20 protein-coding genes are annotated in these 20,232 nt (G+C 54.1%); 15 read left to right on the top strand and 5 right to left on the bottom strand.

Annotated features, from left to right (window positions below; all coding sequences use genetic code 11):
- Positions 1 to 183 precede the first annotated feature (183 nt).
- The 6 genes from sucA to ABYK60_RS07560 all read left to right on the top strand — a co-directional run bounded on the left by sucA (position 184) and on the right by ABYK60_RS07560 (position 7,960).
- Positions 184 to 3,006, top strand: coding sequence for a 2-oxoglutarate dehydrogenase E1 component (gene sucA, locus ABYK60_RS07585; RefSeq protein WP_372871365.1), 2,823 nt, complete (start codon positions 184 to 186; stop codon positions 3,004 to 3,006).
- A gap of 28 nt (positions 3,007 to 3,034) precedes the next feature.
- Positions 3,035 to 4,231: a 2-oxoglutarate dehydrogenase complex dihydrolipoyllysine-residue succinyltransferase gene (gene odhB, locus ABYK60_RS07580; RefSeq protein WP_372871364.1), complete on the top strand. Its 1,197-nt coding sequence runs from the start codon at positions 3,035 to 3,037 to the stop codon at positions 4,229 to 4,231.
- A gap of 77 nt (positions 4,232 to 4,308) precedes the next feature.
- Positions 4,309 to 5,475 carry an ADP-forming succinate--CoA ligase subunit beta gene (gene sucC / locus ABYK60_RS07575; RefSeq protein WP_011759544.1) on the top strand — a complete coding sequence of 389 codons (1,167 nt, stop codon included), beginning with the start codon at positions 4,309 to 4,311 and terminating at the stop codon, positions 5,473 to 5,475.
- Complete coding sequence (gene sucD / locus ABYK60_RS07570) at positions 5,475 to 6,347, top strand: succinate--CoA ligase subunit alpha (protein WP_220067423.1); 873 nt, start codon at positions 5,475 to 5,477, stop codon at positions 6,345 to 6,347. The genes sucC and sucD overlap by 1 nt, the downstream gene beginning before the upstream one ends.
- Before the next feature lie 82 nt (positions 6,348 to 6,429).
- Positions 6,430 to 7,347: an AEC family transporter gene (locus tag ABYK60_RS07565; RefSeq protein ID WP_372871363.1), complete on the top strand. Its 918-nt coding sequence runs from the start codon at positions 6,430 to 6,432 to the stop codon at positions 7,345 to 7,347.
- 109 nt (positions 7,348 to 7,456) lie between these two features.
- Entirely contained in the window at positions 7,457 to 7,960 is a 504-nt protein-coding gene (locus tag ABYK60_RS07560) for a GNAT family N-acetyltransferase (protein WP_372871362.1), read from the top strand.
- 70 nt (positions 7,961 to 8,030) lie between these two features.
- Here the strand turns inward: ABYK60_RS07560 and fur are convergent, their stop codons facing one another.
- A complete protein-coding gene (fur, locus tag ABYK60_RS07555) occupies positions 8,031 to 8,462 on the bottom strand; it encodes a ferric iron uptake transcriptional regulator (RefSeq protein WP_372871361.1) in 432 nt (143 codons plus the stop codon).
- Between the two features lie 254 nt (positions 8,463 to 8,716).
- On the opposite strand from fur, the gene cobB reads away from it, so the two are divergent.
- Together cobB and ABYK60_RS07545 are read left to right on the top strand one after the other, a co-directional pair.
- The gene (cobB, locus tag ABYK60_RS07550) at positions 8,717 to 9,463 is read left to right on the top strand and encodes a Sir2 family NAD+-dependent deacetylase (RefSeq protein ID WP_372871360.1); all 747 of its coding nucleotides are present in this window, start codon (positions 8,717 to 8,719) and stop codon (positions 9,461 to 9,463) included.
- Between the two features lie 27 nt (positions 9,464 to 9,490).
- On the top strand, positions 9,491 to 9,931 hold the full coding sequence (locus ABYK60_RS07545; RefSeq protein ID WP_372871359.1) for an AAA family ATPase: 441 nt from the start codon (positions 9,491 to 9,493) through the stop codon (positions 9,929 to 9,931).
- A gap of 153 nt (positions 9,932 to 10,084) precedes the next feature.
- Here the strand turns inward: ABYK60_RS07545 and ABYK60_RS07540 are convergent, their stop codons facing one another.
- Both ABYK60_RS07540 and grxC read right to left on the bottom strand, forming a co-directional pair.
- On the bottom strand, positions 10,085 to 10,561 hold the full coding sequence (locus tag ABYK60_RS07540) for a DUF417 family protein (RefSeq protein WP_372871358.1): 477 nt from the start codon (positions 10,559 to 10,561) through the stop codon (positions 10,085 to 10,087).
- 68 nt (positions 10,562 to 10,629) lie between these two features.
- Positions 10,630 to 10,914 carry a glutaredoxin 3 gene (gene grxC, locus ABYK60_RS07535; protein WP_372871357.1) on the bottom strand — a complete coding sequence of 95 codons (285 nt, stop codon included), beginning with the start codon at positions 10,912 to 10,914 and terminating at the stop codon, positions 10,630 to 10,632.
- Positions 10,915 to 11,047: 133 nt separating this feature from the next.
- Between grxC and ABYK60_RS07530 the strand changes: the two genes are divergently transcribed.
- Positions 11,048 to 11,896 carry a cupin domain-containing protein gene (locus ABYK60_RS07530; RefSeq protein ID WP_372871356.1) on the top strand — a complete coding sequence of 283 codons (849 nt, stop codon included), beginning with the start codon at positions 11,048 to 11,050 and terminating at the stop codon, positions 11,894 to 11,896.
- 130 nt (positions 11,897 to 12,026) lie between these two features.
- Here ABYK60_RS07530 and bioA read toward each other — a convergent pair whose 3' ends face one another.
- Positions 12,027 to 13,337, bottom strand: coding sequence for an adenosylmethionine--8-amino-7-oxononanoate transaminase (gene bioA / locus ABYK60_RS07525; RefSeq protein WP_372871355.1), 1,311 nt, complete (start codon positions 13,335 to 13,337; stop codon positions 12,027 to 12,029).
- A 110-nt stretch (positions 13,338 to 13,447) separates the two neighbouring features.
- Here bioA and bioB point away from each other — a divergent pair, with 110 nt between their 5' ends.
- From bioB to bioD, 4 genes are read left to right on the top strand one after another with little or no spacing between them, the layout of a single operon-like run.
- Entirely contained in the window at positions 13,448 to 14,509 is a 1,062-nt protein-coding gene (bioB, locus tag ABYK60_RS07520) for a biotin synthase BioB (protein WP_372871354.1), read from the top strand.
- An 8-nt stretch (positions 14,510 to 14,517) separates the two neighbouring features.
- A complete protein-coding gene (locus ABYK60_RS07515) occupies positions 14,518 to 15,645 on the top strand; it encodes an aminotransferase class I/II-fold pyridoxal phosphate-dependent enzyme (RefSeq protein ID WP_372871353.1) in 1,128 nt (375 codons plus the stop codon).
- Positions 15,642 to 16,400, top strand: a complete 759-nt coding sequence (locus tag ABYK60_RS07510) for a methyltransferase domain-containing protein (RefSeq protein WP_372871352.1) — start codon at positions 15,642 to 15,644, stop codon at positions 16,398 to 16,400. The genes ABYK60_RS07515 and ABYK60_RS07510 overlap by 4 nt, the downstream gene beginning before the upstream one ends.
- On the top strand, positions 16,400 to 17,080 hold the full coding sequence (bioD, locus tag ABYK60_RS07505) for a dethiobiotin synthase (RefSeq protein ID WP_372871388.1): 681 nt from the start codon (positions 16,400 to 16,402) through the stop codon (positions 17,078 to 17,080). Before ABYK60_RS07510 ends, bioD begins: the two co-directional genes overlap by 1 nt.
- 132 nt (positions 17,081 to 17,212) lie before the next feature.
- On the opposite strand, the gene pepE is transcribed toward bioD, so the two are convergent.
- Positions 17,213 to 17,920 carry a dipeptidase PepE gene (pepE, locus tag ABYK60_RS07500; RefSeq protein ID WP_372871351.1) on the bottom strand — a complete coding sequence of 236 codons (708 nt, stop codon included), beginning with the start codon at positions 17,918 to 17,920 and terminating at the stop codon, positions 17,213 to 17,215.
- A 305-nt stretch (positions 17,921 to 18,225) separates the two neighbouring features.
- Here pepE and htpX point away from each other — a divergent pair, with 305 nt between their 5' ends.
- A complete protein-coding gene (gene htpX, locus ABYK60_RS07495) occupies positions 18,226 to 19,089 on the top strand; it encodes a protease HtpX (protein WP_372871350.1) in 864 nt (287 codons plus the stop codon).
- Between the two features lie 316 nt (positions 19,090 to 19,405).
- The gene (locus tag ABYK60_RS07490; protein ID WP_372871349.1) at positions 19,406 to 19,756 is read left to right on the top strand and encodes a cytochrome c3 family protein; all 351 of its coding nucleotides are present in this window, start codon (positions 19,406 to 19,408) and stop codon (positions 19,754 to 19,756) included.
- Positions 19,757 to 20,232: the final 476 nt, after the last annotated feature.

The raw sequence follows: 20,232 nt of genomic DNA, 5'->3' as shown, positions 1-20,232 counted from the left end.
CGAGCTAACGATAATAATGATATAGCTCAGCGAGAGTCACTGTCCCTTCTGGGGGATGGTGGCTCTTTTGTGTGTAAAGGAACTACTTGAAGCCGTAATGTTGGAACCCTCGGGGCGGCTGTCGGCATACCTTGTATGCCAAACCATGGCTAAGCACGTGTATAAAGTTTGAAAGGATAAGAAATGCACCAAGGCAGCATGAAAGCCTGGCTGGAGTCATCTCACCTGTACGGATCGAACGCGACCTACGTGGAGGAGATGTACGAAGCCTATCAAGAAGACCCCACTTCAGTGTCTGAAGACTGGCGTGCGGTATTTGACAATCTCCCTCCCGTGAACGGTGCCTCTGCTGACGTACCTGAAGCTGCTCATTCCAAGATCCGTGATTACTTCCGCTCTCTGGCCCAGGAAGGCCATCGTAAAGGCGCTGGTCGTGTAACCGACCCCGAAGTAGACGCCAAACAGGTTAAGGTTCTGCAGCTTATCAACGCCTATCGTTTCCGTGGACACCAGAACGCTAATCTGGATCCGCTGGAACTGTGGAAGCGTGACGCAGTAGTTGAACTCGACCCGGCATTCCACGGCCTGACCGCCGACGACATGCAGCGTGAATTCAACACCGGCTCCTTCGCCTATGGCGGTGAGACCCTGAAACTGGGTGAGCTGGTAAAAGCACTGAAGGCCACTTACTGTGGTTCTATCGGTGCCGAATACATGCACATTACCGACACCGACGAAAAACGCTGGATCCAGCAACGCCTCGAGCCTTCCATGGGCCGCGCCGCGTTCGATAAAGGCGTGAAAGGCCGTATCCTCGAAGGCCTGAACGCCGCCGAAGGTATGGAAAAGTACCTGGGTGCCAAGTTCCCGGGTGCCAAGCGCTTCTCACTGGAAGGTGGTGATGCGCTGGTGCCAATGATGCGTGAAATCATCTACCGCGCCGGCGAAGCCGGTACCAAGGAAATCGTCGTAGGTATGGCCCACCGTGGCCGTCTGAACGTACTTGTTAACGTGCTGGGTAAGCGTCCTGCCGAGCTGTTTGACGAATTCGCCGGTAAGCACGGCGAAAGCTCAGGCTCAGGCGACGTTAAGTACCACCAGGGCTTCTCCTCTGATTTCGAAACACCCGGTGGCAACGTGCACCTGGCGCTGGCGTTCAACCCATCGCACCTGGAAATCGTCAACCCCGTGGTCATGGGCTCTGTACGTGCCCGTCAAGACCGCCGTGGCTGCAAAGATGGCCTGTCTGTTATGCCTATCACCATCCACGGTGACTCGGCGATTGCAGGGCAGGGCATTGTGCAGGAGACATTCAACATGTCTCAGACCCGTGGTTTCCGCGTTGGCGGTTCCATCCGCATCGTCGTGAACAACCAGGTGGGCTTTACTACCTCTAACCATCACGACGTGCGTTCTACCGAGTACTGTACCGACATCGCCAAGATGGTGCAGGCGCCGATTTTCCACGTGAACGCCGACGATCCGGAAGCCGTAGCCTTTGTGGCTCAAGTTGCCGTTGATTACCGTAACGCCTTCAAACGCGACGTGGTGATCGATCTCGTGTGTTACCGTCGCCATGGTCACAACGAAGCTGACGAGCCAAGTGCCACTCAGCCGCTGATGTACCAGAAAATCAAGAAACACCCTACGCCACGTAAAATTTATGCCGACCGTCTGATTGCCGAAAATGCTATCAGTGCCGACGAAGTGACTGCCATGATCAATGGCTACCGTGACGCCCTGGATCAGGGTGATTGCGTAGTGAAAGAATGGCGCCCCATGTCACTGCGTACCGTAGACTGGTCTCCGTTTATCGGTCAGGACTGGGATGCGGCCTACGAGCCAACAGTGGCCGTTGCCCGTCTGCAGAAACTGGCTGAAAAGCTGGCTTACGTGCCTGAAACCCATCCGCTGCAGTCTCGCGTTGCCAAGATTTACGCCGACCGCGGTGCCATGGCCAAAGGCGAGAAGCTGCTGGACTGGGGTTTTGCCGAGACATTGGCCTATGCCACTATCCTCGAAGACAACAACCGCGTGCGCATCACAGGTCAGGACTCCGGCCGTGGTACCTTCTTCCACCGCCACGCTGTGCTGCACAACCAGAACGATGCCACCACCTATATGCCGCTGCGTAACCTCGCCGAGGAGCAGGGCCCGGTTGACATTACTGACTCTGTGCTGTCAGAAGCCTCTGTGCTGGCATTCGAATATGGTTATGCCACTGCTGAGCCAGGCGGCCTGACCATTTGGGAAGCCCAGTTTGGTGACTTCGTCAACTGTGCTCAGGTGGTGATTGACCAGTTCCTGTCTTCCGGTGAGCAAAAGTGGGGCCGTCTGTGCGGTCTGACCATGCTGTTGCCACATGGCTACGAAGGTCAGGGCCCAGAGCACTCTTCAGCCCGTCTGGAGCGTTTCCTGCAGCTGTGCGCCAACCACAACATGCAAGTGTGTGTGCCTTCGACTCCGGCGCAGGTGTACCACATGCTGCGTCGTCAGGTGGTTCGCCCTCTGCGTCGTCCGCTGGTGGTGATGTCGCCCAAGTCATTGCTGCGTCACCCTCTGGCCGTGTCTTCTTTGGAAGAACTGGCAAACGGCACCTTCCAGAATGTTATCGGTGAAATCGATAGCCTGGATCCTAAAGGTGTTAATCGTGTGGTCTTCTGTAGCGGCAAGGTATACTTCGAACTGCTGGAACGCCGCCGCAAGGAAAATCTCACCAACGTTGCTATCATTCGTGTCGAGCAGCTGTATCCGTTCCCAGCCGAAGACATGGCTGCGATCCTCGCGGACTATCAGCATGTGAACGACTTCGTTTGGTGTCAGGAAGAGCCGCAGAACCAGGGCGCCTGGTACTGCAGTCAGCACCACTTCTGGGCCGCAATTCCCAAGGGTGCCACTCTGACCTACGCTGGCCGTGAAGCTGCTGCTGCACCGGCCTGTGGTTATCCGGAATTGCACGCTCACCAGCAGGAATCTCTGGTGGTAGACGCTTTGAACTTGAAGTAACAGACATTTATAAAAAGGATAGCTTTCAATGAGTATCGAAATTAAGGTACCCGTTCTGCCAGAATCCGTGGCCGATGCCACTATCGCCACCTGGCATGTTAAGCCTGGTGAGGCTGTATCTCGTGACCAGAACCTGGTTGATATCGAGACCGACAAAGTTGTATTGGAAGTGGTAGCGCCAGAAGATGGCCACATCGCTGAATTCCTGGCACAGGAAGGTGACACCGTTCTGGCTGAGCAGGTCATCGCCCAGTTCGTGGCTGGCGCTGTAGCCGGTCAGGAAGTGACCAAGGCTGAAGCTGAGGCCGCCGCCCCAGCCGCTGCCAGTGACGACAGCAACGACGCCCTGAGCCCATCTGTGCGCCGTCTGATTGCAGAACACAACCTGGATGCCAGCAAAATCAAAGGCACCGGTGTGGGTGGTCGCATCACCAAGGAAGACGTTGACGCCTTCGTGAAGAATGCCGCCAAGGCGCCAGCTGCTGCCAAAGCCGCTGCCCCAGCACCAGTTGCTCTGTCTGGCGACCGCTCAGACAAGCGCGTGCCTATGACCCGTCTGCGCAAGACCATTGCCAGCCGCCTGCTGGAAGCCAAGAACTCTACCGCCATGCTGACCACCTTCAACGAGGTCAACATGAAGCCCATCATGGATATCCGTAAGCAGTATCAGGATATCTTCGAGAAGAAGCACGGTATCCGTCTTGGCTTTATGTCTTTCTACGTGAAAGCCGTAACCGAAGCCCTGAAGCGCTTCCCGGAAGTGAACGCGGCTATTGATGGCGATGACATCGTTTACCACAACTACTTCGACGTGAGCATCGCTGTGTCTACTCCCCGTGGTCTGGTTACTCCAGTTCTGCGTGACACCGATACCATGAGCCTGGCTGATATCGAAAAAGCAGTACGCGATCTGGCCATCAAGGGCCGTGACGGCAAGCTGACTGTAGAAGACATGACCGGCGGTAACTTCACCGTGACCAACGGTGGTGTATTCGGCTCGCTGATGTCTACCCCAATTCTGAACCTGCCACAGAGCGCTATCCTCGGCATGCACGCCATCAAGGACCGCCCAATGGCAGTCAATGGTCAGGTTGAAATCCTGCCCATGATGTACCTGGCTCTTTCTTACGACCACCGTATCATCGATGGCCGTGAATCTGTTGGCTTCCTGGTAACCATCAAGGAATTCCTGGAAGACCCAACCCGTCTGCTGCTGGACATCTAATCAGCACAGACAAAAAACCTCGTGACTGGCCCCTCGGGGCCAGTTGGATTTAAAACGTAGTATACGGATAGATCATCATGAACTTGCATGAGTATCAGGCAAAAGCCCTCTTTGCCGAATATGGTTTACCAGTGTCAGAAGGCTATGCCTGCGATACCCCTCAAGAAGCGGTAGAAGCGGCCGGTCGTATTGGCGGAAATATGTGGGTAGTCAAGTGTCAGGTACACGCTGGCGGCCGCGGTAAGGCTGGTGGCGTTAAAGTGACTGGCGACAAAGAAGAAATCCGCGCCTTCGCTGAAAAGTGGCTGGGCAAGAACCTGGTGACTTACCAGACTGACGAAAACGGTCAGCCAGTTGCCAAGATCCTGGTTGAAAGCTGCACCGACATCGCCAACGAACTGTACCTGGGTGCCGTAGTTGACCGCGCTACCCGTCGCGTAGTGTTCATGGCTTCTACCGAAGGTGGTGTGGAAATCGAAAAAGTGGCTGAAGAGACTCCAGAGCTCATTCACAAAGCCATTATCGATCCTATCGCCGGTCCACAGCCTTTCCAGGCTCGTGACCTTGGCTTCAAGCTGGGTCTGAACCCAACTCAAATGAAGCAGTTCACCAAGATCTTCATGGGCCTGGCCCAGATGTTCCTGGATCACGACTTCGCGCTGCTGGAAATCAACCCACTGGTAATCACTACCGAGGGTAACCTGCACTGCCTGGACGGTAAGATTGGTGTGGATGGTAACGCTCTGTTCCGTCAACCAAAAATCAAAGACATGCACGATCCTTCTCAGGATGACGCCCGTGAAGCCCACGCTGCCAAGTTCGAACTGAACTACGTAGCGCTGGACGGTAACGTAGGCTGCATGGTGAACGGTGCCGGTCTCGCCATGGGTACCATGGACATCGTAAACCTGCACGGTGGTAAGCCAGCCAACTTCCTCGACGTAGGTGGCGGCGCGACCAAAGAGCGCGTTTCCGAAGCGTTCAAGATCATTCTGTCTGACAGCAATGTGAAAGCCGTTCTGGTTAACATCTTCGGTGGTATCGTGCGTTGTGACATGATCGCCGAAGGTATCATCGGTGCGGTGAAAGAAGTGGGCGTGAAGGTGCCTGTAGTTGTGCGTCTGGAAGGTACCAACGCTGAACTGGGTGCCAAGGTGCTGGCTGAATCTGGTCTGGACATCATTGCTGCCAAGAGCCTGACCGACGCTGCTCAGCAAGTTGTTAAAGCTGCGGAGGGCAAGTAATGTCTGTATTGATCAACAAAGATACCAAGGTAATCTGCCAAGGTTTTACCGGTGGTCAGGGCACTTTCCACTCTGAGCAGGCTATTGCTTACGGTACTCAGATGGTTGGTGGTGTATCTCCTGGTAAAGGCGGTACTACTCACTTGGGTCTGCCAGTGTTCAACACTGTGAAAGATGCCGTTGCTGCCACTGGCGCCACCGCTTCTGTAATCTACGTACCTGCGCCTTTCTGTAAAGACGCCATCCTGGAAGCCATCGACGGTGGCATTCAGCTGATCGTATGTATCACCGAAGGTATCCCAACGCTGGATATGCTGCAGGTGAAAGTGAAGCTGGAAGAAACCGGCGTTCGCATGATTGGTCCTAACTGCCCAGGCGTTATCACTCCAGGCGAATGTAAGATCGGTATCATGCCAGGTCACATCCACAAGCCAGGTAAAGTGGGTATCGTTTCCCGCAGCGGCACTCTGACTTACGAAGCCGTTAAGCAGACCACTGACGAAGGTTTCGGCCAGTCTACTTGCGTAGGTATTGGTGGTGACCCAATTCCAGGTACCAACTTCATCGACGTACTGGAAATGTTCCAGAACGATCCTCAGACCGAAGCCATCGTGATGATCGGTGAAATCGGTGGTACTGCCGAGGAAGAAGCTGCTGCTTACATCAAGGCTAACGTGACCAAGCCAGTTGTGTCTTACATCGCCGGTGTTACTGCACCTGCCGGTAAGCGCATGGGCCACGCCGGTGCTATCATCGCCGGGGGTAAAGGTACTGCCGAAGACAAGTTCGCTGCCCTGGAAGCTGCCGGTGTAACCACCGTTCGCTCTCTGGCCGATATCGGCAAGGCGCTGCGTGAAAAGACTGGTTGGTAATCCCATCCGGTAGAAAAAGGGCGCCTTCGGGCGCCTTTTTTATGTGTATTTATGTGTGTATTGACTCATTGATAGGCGTGGCATGTCCGTAATCGAAATCGTCTTCCCGCTGCTGTTTATCGCCGCACTGGGTTATGGTGCCAGTCGCAGTGGCTGGTTTAGCCGGGAGCATATTGCCGGCATAAGCAAGTTCGCCTTTTATGTGTGCATCCCCGCGCTGCTGTTTTCCGCCATGCTGAAAGTACCACTTAAGGACAGTATCCGCTTACCGGTACTGGCGGCCTTTTATGTGCCTGTGGTGATGACTTTTGCGCTAACTTTGCTGCTGGCGCGCCAGGCCCTTAAACGCCCATACCGAGACTGCGCCGTGCTGGCTCTCGGCGGCAGTTATTCCAACACCTTGCTGGTGGGCTTGCCGGTGATCATGGCTGCCTTCGGCCCTGCGCAGATGGCAAGCGTGTTTTTAATTATCCCCTTTCACAGTGCGGTGCTGTTCGGGCTCACTTTTGCTCTGGCTGATAATACGGCTGCCGAGGGTGGCAGCAGGGCTTTGCAGCTTTTCAAAGGGCTGCTGTTTAACCCCGTGGTGGCGAGTATCGGCCTTGGACTTATCGGTAACGTTGCAGGGCTGAGCCTGCTCACAGCCATTAACAGCAGTCTTGAGATGCTCGCCAAACCTGCCATTGCCAGCGCGCTCTTTGTGCTGGGTGCCAATTTGAATCAATATCGCCTCTCCAGCGCCTTTGCCCTGACGGCGGTGTTAAGTGGGATAAAGCTTATGCTGCTGCCGCTGCTTATCCTGATTATGGGTAAACTGCTTGGGCTTACCTCACTGGAGCTTGCGGTTACAGTGCTGCTTGGCGCATCGCCACTTGGGGTGAATGCCTACCTGATTGCGGCCCAACTTAAGCGCGACAGCGACATCATTGCTGGCGCCGTAGTACTGTCTTCTATGTTATGTATCCTTTCTGTGATCTTCTGGTTAACTGTGTTAACGTGAGGCCTCTTTTTTGGGGTGAAGACTTTTCTTTGTCTTTGGCTGAAGACTCTTTCTGGGTTGAGGACTCTTTTCGGGTAGCTCTGAGAAGGGCATTGCAGGAGCGCATTTTATGATAATTACAACAACAGACAGATTGATTTTACGGCACTTCAACGAAGGGGATATCGAAGCCATCTTTTTGATGAACAGCATCCCCGAAGTGCTGACCTATATCCCTCAGAAGCCACTGACGGATCTGACACAGGCCGAAAAAGTGCTGCATGAAGTGATTTTCGCCGATTACCAAAGCCGCGGTTTTGGCCGCTGGGCGGTGGAACATAAGGCCAGTGGCAAGGTGATAGGTTTTTGTGGCCCCAAGTTTCTTCCCGAGTACGATAAGGTAGAGCTGGGTTATCGATACTTGCCGCAATATTGGGGGCAGGGGATTGGTAGTGAAGCAGCCCGCGCCGCCATTGCCGAGTTCAAACCAAGGCTTGGCATCGATGAAGCTATTGCGCTTATTCTTGACGGCAACCTGGGCTCAATGGGCGTCGCGCGCCAGATTGGTATGGAGCCGCTCAGACGCGATAAGTTTATGGAGCATGATGTTACAGTGTTCCATAAGTGGCTGTGATAAATATAGAGAATAAAAAAGCCCTGCGTTGCAGGGCTTTTTTATGGAGCAAATCGGGTTTATTCCCGGCTTATTCGTCGCCGTGATCGCACTTGTCGTTGGTACACACACCATACAGATACAGACTGTGGTTGGTGAGCTTAATGTTGTGGCGCATGGCAATTTCATTCTGACGGCGTTCAATGACATCATCAGAAAACTCAATGACTTTACCGCAGGTAAGGCATACCAGATGGTCATGATGATGTTGTGTTGACATCTCAAAAACTGCTTTGCCGCTTTCAAAATGGTGACGAGAAACGATACCTGCATCATCAAATTGGTTCAGTACACGGTACACAGTGGCCAAGCCAATCTCTTCGCCAATGTCGAGCAGTTTCTTGTAAAGGTCTTCTGCACTGATGTGCTGGTTTTCCGGTTCTTGCATCAGCTCCAGGATTTTTACTCGTGGCAGGGTAACTTTCAATCCCGCTTTCTTCAGCGCCTGATTTCCATCTGTCATGGCTAATCTCTTGATTGCAGAACCTTTGGGCTCTTTTGTGGACAATGAAAGTCATTATATGTGTCTAAATTCAAAACTTAAACCTTTGGTAACGGGGAATTGTTGTCCGACACCAAGATTTGGTGCCATATCAGACAAATTCATTGTGTATTGGCCTTGAAGCCCTGATTTAAGTATGGTTATACCAAGGCCTAATTGTCAGTAGCCTGAGGGACATGGCAGGCTGAAAGCAAAATAATAAGGAAGACATCAGCATGTACCGCCACATAGTTGTACTCACCGGCGCCGGGATTTCCGCCGAGTCCGGGATCCGAACTTTCAGGGATCAACATGGTCTGTGGGAAGAGCATCATATTGAAGATGTGGCCACGCCTGAGGGCTATGAGCGTGATCCGCAGCTGGTTGAGCGTTTCTACAATCAGCGCTGGACGCAGCTGAAATCCGCTGAGGTGGCCCCCAATGCCGCCCACGAGGCGCTGGCGAAGCTTGAAGCCGAATTTGGTGGCGAGTTTTTGCTGATCACCCAGAATGTGGATGATCTGCATGAGCGAGGCGGTAGTCGCAAGCTTATCCATATGCATGGTGAGCTGGTAAAGGGCCGCTGTCCGCGTTCACGGCAAACCTTTCTGCTGCGTGAACCCTTCGGCCCGGATAATGTGTGCACCTGTTGTATTCCGGCTCAACGTCTTAGACCCCATATCGTTTGGTTTGGTGAGATGCCTTATGGCATGGATCGGATCCACGATGCGTTGGAGCGTTGCGACTTGTTCATTGCCATAGGTACCTCAGGAACCGTGTATCCGGCCGCCGGTTTTGTCGATACCGCCAATCACCACGGCGCGCAAACCGTTGAGGTAAACCTGATGCCTGCTGACCGCCACAGCCAGTTTCAATGGCATCTTACCGGCAGCGCAGGTCATATCATACCGCGGCTGACTGAGGCCCTGTTAGCGGGCAAGAGCCTTTGCAGCCTGGCCGATGTGCTGACCGAAAGCGCCTGAACACATATGGAAACATCAGCGGCAACAATGAAAAGAGCCATTATTCTGCGCGGTCTGCCGGGCAGCGGTAAGTCATTTTGGGTGAATGAGTTTTTGTCAGCGTTGCCCCCTGAAATGGCCGGGCAGGTTCGTGCCCATGGGCTGTTTTCCACCGATAGCTTTTTTATGCGTGACGGCGAGTATCATTTTGATGTGGCCAAGTTGTCTGAATATCATCAGCGCAATCTGGCGGGGTTTATTGCCGCCCTTGGACGTGGTGAGCCGCTGGTGATTTGTGATAACACCAATCTCGCCCACTGGGAGTTTTTGGCCTACGAAACGGCGGCGACGGCGCTGGGGTATGAGGTGGAGAAGGTACTGATTGGCAATCCGGCCGACAGGCGCCATCAGACCCTTTGTGCCGAACGTAACAGCCACGGCGTGCCGCTTGCAGCCATCAGACGAATGGCAAGAGCCTTCGAACCCTGAACTTGTTCGCTTACTGTGCCAACCGGTTAAGTTGGCGAGCAAGTGTATTTGACTTTCTTGCCGATAATGGCGAAATACGCGATAAAGGCGATGACTTTATCTTGGTTAGATAAAAGCCCGGCGCTCTTAATCGAGCCGCCGGGCTTTTTTACATCACTCTTCCTTGGTTAGCGCTTTGCCAAGCAAACTGACAGCAGCGGCAAGTAATACCAGATCTTTGAGCAAAAACTGTCCAGGCACCACCGAGATGGCGGGGAAGCCGCCCAGGCTTGGCTCGGTGATGGGCGCGCTTAACAAAAAGCTGCTGGTGACGGCGAAGGTCAACACGGCACTTGCTGCGCCTGCCACGGCAATGGCGCGATGCAGGGGGGCAAGCAGCAATGCCAGCGCGGTGGCGACTTCCACAGTGCCAATTAAATTTGAGGCCGCCTGCAGGCTGAACACGCTGTAGAGCCAGCTTGTCAGTGGACTGGAGGCAACCAGGCCTTCGATGGCACCGGCTTCGTAGCCAGTAAACTTCATGGCGCCAATCCAGCCCAGTACTATCACGATGGAATACTTAAGGGCCTGATCGGCAACCTTGTTGATTGTGTGGGCGAGGGCGCTGTGGTTTTGGGTCAATTCAGTCATGGTGTTATTCCTTACAATTGAACTTTGTATCTGATTTCTGGTTAATGCGGCCTTGTGGGAGTGCTGGCTCAACGGAAATTGGTTTTTGGGGATATACCCTGTGCCTTCAGCACCTTGTCGAATTCGCCCGCTTTGATGGACACCATCAGATCCTGATTGCCGCCGATGTGCACATTTCCTATGAAGATTTGTGGCACCGTCCTGCGTTGGCTGCGCTTAAGCATTTCGTTGAACAGCGCCTGGTCATCGGTGACATCAAATTCGCGAAACCCAAGGCCCTTCGCGGCCAGGGTCTGTTTGGCAGCTTTGCAGTGTGGGCAATAGCTTTTGGTGTAAATCTCAATCTGTCCCATGTGGATACTCCGGTGTGGTTGCTGTGTGGGACTAATGTAACTATTAGCGAATGTACTATCTATGCATGATAATCTTGATTTGATACATTGAAAGTCTAATTGTGGTGATTGGTGTTGCGATCCGGAGAACGGCATGGAAGTGATGAGCGATATACTGCGGGCTATCCGCGTGGTGGGCAGTGTGTATTTTTGCAGTCAGGTGGAGGCGCCCTGGACCAAAACCTTCTCAGCACTTGAGCACGCCAGCTTTCATATGATCCGCCGCGGCGCCTGCTGGGCAAAGGTGGACGATGCCGTTGAGCGGCTGGAGGAGGGCGACCTTATCTTTCTTGGGCCGGGGCAGGATCATGTGCTCAGCAGCCAGGCACCCGATGCTGAACATGCTGACATCAGTGAACCAACCTTACTGCTGTGTGGCTCGTTTAGTTTCAGTCGCAGCGCCACCACGCCGTTGCTGGATATATTGCCGCGATTGACCATAGTGCGCGACCGGGACTTGGCCAATTATCCCTGGCTTCGCAGCACCTTTGGCCAGTTAAGCGCCGAGTATATGGCCCAGGGGCCGGGCTCGGAGCTTATCGTGAATAAGCTCACTGAGATAATTCTGGTGGAGCTTATCCGGATTAATTTTGGCCGCACTGAGCGCAGCCCGTTTCTGGATGCCCTGAACGACAAACGCATTGCCCGTGCGCTGCAACTGCTGCACGATCGGCCCGAACTCAACTGGACCTTGCAGTCGCTTGCCAATGACATCGGCATGTCGCGCGCCGCCTTTGCCAGCCGCTTCAGCGCCATGGTGGGGCGCCCCATGTTTGACTATCTCACCCAGCTGCGGATGCAAAAGGCGCAGGAACTGCTGACAGAATCCCTGCTCACTATCGATGAGATTGCCGAGCGGGTGGGGTATGGCTCGGAGCGCTCCTTCACCCTGACCTTTAAGAAGCATACAGGCACCACGCCGACGCGCTTTCGCGCCCGCTAAGCTGTAGCTGGGTTCCGACGCGCTTTCGCGCCCGCTAAGCTGTAGCTGGGTCCGACGCGTTTTTAAAGGCAGAAAAAAGGCCGCCCATCGGCGACCTTTTTGTTTGCTTGATATCTGTGGGCTTTTGCCCTTAACCGTGGGCCGGATTGTGGGCTGTCTTGCAAATGCCTTCCAGAGCCGCAACCTCGACCATGGCATCGGTGAGCATCGCAAGCTCTGTATTGCTGATGCAGTATGGCGGCATCACGTAAATCAGCTTTCCAAAGGGGCGTACCCAGACACCGCGCGCGGCAAATGCCCTGACTGCAAAGGCAGTATCGACGGTTTGCGTCATTTCGATTACCCCCACAGCACCAAGCACCCTTACATCGGCTACTTTGGGCAAGGTCCTGGCTGCCTCAAGGGATTGGGTCAGTTTGGTTTGGATATTGGCTACCTGGGTTCGCCAGTGGTTTTGGGCAAAAAGCCTAAGGCTGGCGATAGCTGCCGCGCAGGCAAGGGGGTTAGCCATAAAGGTGGGGCCATGCATGAAGACCCCGGCGGGAGAATCTGAAATGCCCGCAGCCACTTCATCAGTGCACAAGGTGGCAGCCAGGCTCAGCATGCCGCCGGTGAGCGCCTTGCCAAGGCATAACAGATCCGGTGCTATGCCCGCATGTTCATAGGCAAATGCCTTGCCGGTGCGGCCAAAGCCAGTGGCGATTTCATCGAGGATCAACAGCACCTGATACTCGTCACAAAGGGCACGTATCGCTTGTAAATATTCCGGGCTGTGGAATCTCAGTCCCCCGGCGCCCTGCATAATGGGCTCAATAACGAGTGCGGCGATTTTATGGTGATGGGCTTGCAGTAACGTGCGCAGCTCAGTGATGTCGGCATCAACAAACGGCCTGTCAAAACCTGCCGGTGGGGCCTTGGCGAAAATCTGCCTGGGTACCAGATGGCCGAACATACCGTGCATGCCCGAGTTGGGATCGCAGACGCTCATGGCCGCAAAGGTATCGCCATGATAACCACCCAGCACGGTCAGCAGCTTGTGTTTTTGTGGCTCGTTTCTTCCCTGCCAATATTGGATGGCCATTTTGAGCGCCACTTCCACCGCCACTGAGCCTGAATCAGCATAAAATACCTTGGTCAGCTTGGGATGAACGAGGCTAAGCAGCGCTTTACCAAGCTCGGTGGCTGGCTCATGGGTGAGGCCGCCGAACATGACATGGCTGAGTTTGGCTGCCTGATCCTGTACCGCGCTTACCAACGCCGGATGCCCATAACCGTGGATAGCCGACCACCAGGACGAGGTGCCGTCTACCAGCTCATGACCATCTTCCAGCGTCAGGCGGCAGCCGCTGGCGCTTTTCACGCCAAGCACCGGCAGGGGACTAGCCATTGAGGTATAAGGATGCCAAAGGTGGTGGCGGTCAAACTCAAAATCTATGCTCATTTTGCGCGCTCAAAAAGTAACCATCAGTAAACCTTGCCAACTGGTTGGCGTTGACAGTGTAAGGTCCAACGCTATCCTAGCCAACAGAAAACATTTTATAGGGTAATGCCATGCCGTCTTTTACCGTTCGCCACGACTGGAGCCGTCAGGAAGTCGAGGCCTTGTTTGCTCTGCCGATGAATGACTTGCTGTTTCGTGCCCACAGCATACACCGGGAAGTGTTTGATCCCAACGAAGTGCAGGTCAGTCGGTTATTGTCTATTAAAACAGGCGCCTGTCCGGAAGATTGCAAGTATTGCCCGCAAAGCGCCCGCTACGATACCGGCCTTGAGAAAGAGCGTCTGCTGGAAATGGAGAAGGTGCTGACTGAGGCCCGCGCGGCCAAAGATGCCGGAGCCACGCGTTTTTGTATGGGCGCTGCCTGGCGTAATCCCCATGAGCGTGACATGCCGTACCTCACTGAAATGGTCAAGGAAGTGAAGTCTCTGGGGCTGGAAACCTGTATGACTCTGGGCATGCTCTCGGCTCACCAGGCAAGCCAGCTGGCGGACGCAGGGCTTGATTATTACAATCACAATCTGGACACATCACCGGAATACTACGGCGATATCATCACCACCCGTACTTATCAGGACAGAATCGATACGCTCTCCAACGTGCGGGCTGCAGGCATGAAGGTGTGCTCCGGTGGTATTGTGGGCATGGGCGAGCAGGCCACTGACCGCGCCGGTTTGCTGCAGCAGCTGGCCAACCTTGAGCAGCATCCTGACTCAGTGCCTATCAATATGCTGGTTAAGGTAGCGGGTACGCCGCTGGATAATCTGGACGACCTGGATCCGCTGGAGTTTGTGCGCACCATCGCCGTGGCACGCATTCTGATGCCACTTTCCCGTGTGCGTTTGTCTGCCGGCCGTGAAAAGATGACCGACGAGCTGCAAGCCATGTGCTTCTTCGCCGGTGCCAACTCGATTTTCTATGGCTGTAAGCTATTGACTACCGCCAACCCGGAAGAAAATGATGATATGAGTCTGTTCCGCCGTCTGGGTTTGAGACCAGAACAGGGCAAGGCCGCCACCCTCGAAGAAGATGCCGCCATGGTAGCCAAAGCCGGTCAAGGTGCGGCTAAAGACAGTACTGCCAACACGCCGCTTTTCTACGACGCTGCCAATTGAGTCAAGCCATGAATCAGTTGCTGTCCCGTCTGCAGGTTTCCCGCGACAAGGCCAAAATGGAAGGTCTGTGGCGGGAAAGGCGGGTTCTGGATAAAGGGCTTTGCGACTTTGCCTCCAACGACTATTTGGGGCTGGCGCGGGATCTACGTCTTGCCGCCGCCCTCAATGATGGTGCGCGCCGCTATGGCGTTGGCAGCGGCGCATCTCCGCTTGTAAGCGGCTATCATCAGGCTCATCAACAGCTGGAGCAGACGCTGTGCCATGCCTCAGGCCACGAGGCTGCTTTACTGTTTTGCTCAGGTTTTGCTGCCAATCTCGCGTTGTGCCATGCACTATTTACCCCTGAAGACACCCTGATAGCTGACAAGCTTATTCATGCCTCCATGATTGATGGTGTGCTGGGTTCCGGCGCCAGACTTCGCCGTTATCCTCACTGTGATGTCAGTGCCGCCGAAAAATTGCTTGCGCAATACCCTGGTACTGCGCTGCTTACCGAAAGCATTTTCAGCATGGATGGGGATCTTGCACCTTTGACTGAGTTGTCAGCTCTGTGTGAAGCGCGTCAAAGTCTGTTGATAGTGGATGATGCCCACGGTTTTGGGGTGATAGGCGAAGCTGCCATGGGCGCCAGCCGCTTGTCCGGCGTTCGGCCTGCGCTGCAAATTATTACCTTTGGTAAAGCCATGGGGTGCCAGGGCGCTGCGATACTGGGCAGCCGCGAATTGATTGAGACTCTGGTGGCCCGGGCCCGGCATTATATTTATTCCACTGCGCTGTCACCGGCGCTGGCCCATGTCGCGACCGAGGCGATTGCCATTATCGCGAGCGGTAATATGCACACCAAACTGCACTCCAACATCGACCTGTTTAAGCGGCTCAGTGATGATGCGGGCCTCGCGCTTTTGCCATCATCAAGCCCAATTCAATTGTTGCCGGTCGGCTCCAATGCTTTGTGTCTCGAACTTGGGCAAAGGTTGCGGGAGGCTGGATTTTTGGTGGGCGCTATTCGGCCGCCAACAGTGCCGGGGCCAAGACTCAGGATAACGTTGAGTGCGAGCCACACTGAGGACCAGATTGGCGCATTGGTTAAGTGGCTGGCAGTTAATAGCGCAGCACATGGGGTAGACGTGTCATGATCTCTGTTTGTGACAATGCTTCCGATGTGGCAGGCCATTTTTCCCGTGCGGCCGATTATAGCAACCATGATGTGCTGCAGCGGCTAACGGCGGCGAGGCTTAAGTCTTATGCAAGCTTAACCGGTCGATTATTGGATTTGGGAGCCGGGCCCGGTACTCGCTTTGACGGGCAGGCCATAGAGCGGGTGATTGGTGTCGATTTGGCTTTTGGCATGTGCGAACGCCTTAAAAGCCGCTTTGCGCAGCAGGATGCTGTATGCGGCGATGCCAGACAGCTGCCGTTTCAAACCGCCAGTTTTGATAGCCTCTACTCCAATCTCGCGCTGCAGTGGTGTCAGCCCTTTACCCAAGCTATTGATGAAGCGGCGAGGGTTCTGAGAACGGGCGGAAATGCTGCGATTGCTGTGGTGTGTGACGGCTCATTGCCTGAGCTTGAGCAGCTCGGTTTCTCGGTGAATCACTTTATTGACGCCAGCTCAGCACTGTCGGCATTTGAGGCGGGAACCTGGCAAATGCGGCGCAGCGAACTGGTGACAGAGACTGTGCATTTTTCCGATTTACGCTCGCTGATCTACTCCATCAAAGGTGTGGGCGCCAATGCGCGGCAGGATGCCGGACAGGCCGCTAAGCTTCGGGGAAGGCAAGACTGGCTGGCGCGGCTTGCTGCGGCAGAAACGCTGCGCACCGAAGCAGGATTACCCCTTAGTTATCAAGTGCTTTATGTGTTGGCCCAACGGCAACAGGAGACATTATGATCCACTTTGTGACCGGCACAGATACAGATTGCGGCAAGACACTGGTGTCTGCGGCTATGCTGGTGGCGGCGCTGAAATTGCCGGGTTGCCATTCAACCCTTGGAGTGAAGCCTGTCGCATCGGGCTGCCGACGCACCGAAGAAGGGCTCAGAAATGCCGATGCTGAAACCTTGATGGCCCACGCCAGCCGTGAGCTCGACTATAACAGAATCAATCCCATCGCCTTTGAACCGGCCATAGCGCCCCATATTGCCGCCCGTGAAGCGGGTGTCGATATCAGTCCCGAGGCTATTATGGCCAAGCTCGACTGGACCAGCATTGCCCGCAGCAATTTTTGCCTGATTGAAGGCGCGGGTGGCTGGCGTTTGCCACTGGGTGAGGGGCGCTTTATGCCCGAGCTGGTCAAGGCGTTGGATTTGCCGGTTATTTTGGTAGTGGGAATGAAGCTTGGTTGTCTGAACCATGCTTTGCTGACCCAGGAAGCGATTCTGGCCGATGGTTTGCGTCTGGCGGGTTGGATTGCCAACAGAGTTGACCCCAATATGGCGCACTTCGAGGATAATCTCGACACCCTGAAAGAGTTGATGAGTTCTCCCTGCCTTGGCACTGTGCCTTATCTTCCCGGCGCATCGCCAGTTGAAGCGGCTGCCTTTTTGGATCTGACTGCGCTCTTGTCTTGAAGGCTGTTAACAAAAAAAGGTCGCCACAGGGCGACCTTTTTTAGGACAGGACACTGGACAACCCGTTTCTCTGGAGACTGTTTGATCTAAAGACCGATTTATCTCAAGAGAGTATTATCGATAGTGGAGCCTTTACAGCAGGTGGCTTAAGTCGGCCCCAATAGCGATAGGCTCTTTTTGTATGCTGCCTTTGAAGAAATAGGCTTCTTTCTCACCGAGCAGGCTCAGTTTATCGCCCTGGCGATACAAGGCGCTGCCTTCCTGGATACCCACAATGGCCGTCAGTGGGTCTACCACAGTAAATTCCTGCAGACGTTGAGCGCGGGTCTCACCGTTGTGACCCGGCACCTGATAATCGCTGTAATGGGGGTTTAACTGGAAGGGCACCAGACCCAAGGCGGTAAAGGATGGCGGCTCGATAATGGGCATATCGTTGGTGGTGCGAATCGATAAACCGGCGATATTGGAACCGGCGGACCAGCCCACGTAAGGCTTGCCTGCTTCCACCTGTTCGCGGATAACGAAAAGCAGGTCGTAACGGTAGAGTTCGTGCAGCAGGTGGAAAGTATTACCGCCGCCGACAAAAATACCGTCGGCATCGCGAATAGCCTGACGGGGATCTGCATGTTCATGGATACTGCTGATGTTAATATTTAAAGGCTTCAGGCCCTCGCGTACCTTTTCAAGGTAAGCATCGTAGCCAAGGCTTATCCCTGCGTAAGGGATAAACACCCAGTTACGGGCATTCTGGGTAAGAGGCGCGATAAACGGCAGAGTATGTTCCAGATAAGGCGTGTCGCCAACGCGGGAGGCGCTGAGCAGCAAGGCATTGATGGTCATGTATCGTCCTGATTTGCGAGGTCGTTATTATGGTGTGGTTATTGTTGATGCCGCTTGGGCTGTTTAAGTCAATGTTAACAAAGATTCATGGTGATAAACACCTCACAGAGATACCAAAATCCTCGGTGATGGCGCCATGGCTGAATCTTAAGTTTGGCTTAAGAAAGCCCAAATAGACTGCCGCCAAGATATAGAGCACAAGGGATATTATCTTTTTAATCTTGCCTCCCTTGAAAAACGATAATCAGGACATATTATGTCCCTTGTGAGTGTAAATGGGCGACGTGCCCGATAAAGGAGCTGAAATGAAACGTGTATTTCTTTTCCTGTTGACCAACCTGGCGGTGCTGGTAGTTGCGTCGATAGTGATGTCAGTACTGGGTGTGAATACCCAGACCATGGGTGGCCTGCTGGTATTTGCCGCGATTTTCGGCTTTGGCGGTGCCTTTGTCTCTCTGGCGATTTCCAAATGGGTGGCGAAAAAGTCCATGGGCTGTGAAGTGATCACCACCCCACGGGACGCCACCGAAAAATGGCTGCTTGATACTGTTGCCCGTCAGGCTCAGCAGGCCGGAATTAAGATGCCCGAAGTGGCTATCTACAACTCACCCGAAATGAATGCCTTTGCTACAGGCCCAAGCAAGAACAACTCGCTGGTGGCCGTCAGCACAGGCCTGATGTACGGGATGACCCAGGACGAGGTGGAAGGCGTGCTCGCCCACGAAGTCAGCCACGTGGCCAACGGCGACATGGTTACCCTGACCCTTATTCAGGGCGTGGTAAACACCTTTGTGATCTTTGCCGCCCGCGTTGTCGCTGGCATTATCAGCAATTTTGTTTCCAGCAATGATGAAGAAGGCGAAGGTCTCGGTACCCTGGCCTACATGGGGGTTGTAATAGTGCTGGAGATACTCTTTGGTATTCTTGCTTCCGTGATTGTGGCTTACTTCTCCCGTATTCGTGAGTACCGTGCCGACGAAGGTGGTGCCAGACTCGCCGGTCGCGCCAAGATGGTAGCCGCCCTTGAGCGACTGCGCAGTGGCCCGGAAACAGGTGCCATGCCAGCACAAATGGCTGCTTTCGGGATCAGCGGTAAACGCTCGCTGACCGAGTTGCTGATGAGCCACCCACCACTGGAAAAGCGCATCGCTGCATTGAAAGCCCAGTGATTGGATGACTGATAATTAAAAAGAGGCCAGCGGGCCTCTTTTTGCTTTAGCGGTTTGTCTCATTTGACGAAACGGGTTTTTCCGTTATGTTAAGTAGGTGGAGCACGGTGTTGCTGTGGTGTAAAAATCCATTCTGTGCAGTCGGTTACATGATTCAGCGCACATTTTGTTAAATGCTGAATTGTTAAACTGAGCCCAAGTTGAAATCGGGGCCAACATGGCCGATACGATTGCTTTAGAACGTCGTGCTAAGACTCAGATGGCCTGATGGGAGCAAAGAATTCCCGCATAGCTGTCTCTTTTGGAGGATACCATAGTGAACAAAACACTCTTGAGTGCCATCTTCGGTGCCGCTTTCGCGGCTCTTGCCCTGACCCCTGCAGCCTTTGCCGGCGATCAGACTCTGGCTGAATTCCACGTTGAAAACGGCGGCTGTGATTCATGCCACCAGGATGAGTCTCCTTCTGCTGATGGCGCCTACGAATTTGAGCAGTGCCAAAGCTGCCACGGCACCCTGGCTGAAATGGACGATGTTCACAAGCCACACGATGGCAACCTGGTTTGTGCTGACTGCCACGCGCCACACGACAACAACGTAGGCCAGAAGCCAACCTGTGATAGCTGCCATGACGATGGTCGTACTTCAGATTCAGTACTGAAGAAGTAACAGCAAGCGCGAGTTAGCTGATAAAACGCCGACCCTGGGTCGGCGTTTTTGTTGCTGGCATTTGTCCTAATGAAGTAGATTTATTTCCTGCTCGATATCGATGATTAGGGATGATATTGATGGCGATGGGGCGCCCCATCCGGGCAATGACCAATCGCGGCTTTGGTGCTGCCATACTCCTGTGCGTGAACCTCTCGTTGGTGAGATGCGCCAGCCATAACGCCCCCACAGATTGCCTCGCCGCCCATCACCCCCAACTTGTATGAGCCAGTACCTGTAGCGGATTGTTATCATTACCTTAATTTGACGGACACTCAGCGCGCTGAGCTGGCTACTTTTGTTCGCCGTGGCGATATTGCCATTCTTCCACCTTACTTTCAGGCGCAGCAGTTTTTAGAAAGCAAACTGGTCAATTTATGTTATGAAGGAAAAAACCTTTCAGCATCGACTGCGCTCGGGACTTTAGGCGGCAATTA

The organism is Shewanella sp. (genome assembly GCF_041630135.1).
GTDB lineage: Bacteria > Pseudomonadota > Gammaproteobacteria > Enterobacterales > Shewanellaceae > Shewanella.
This window is presented reverse-complemented; position numbering and strand designations above follow the sequence as displayed.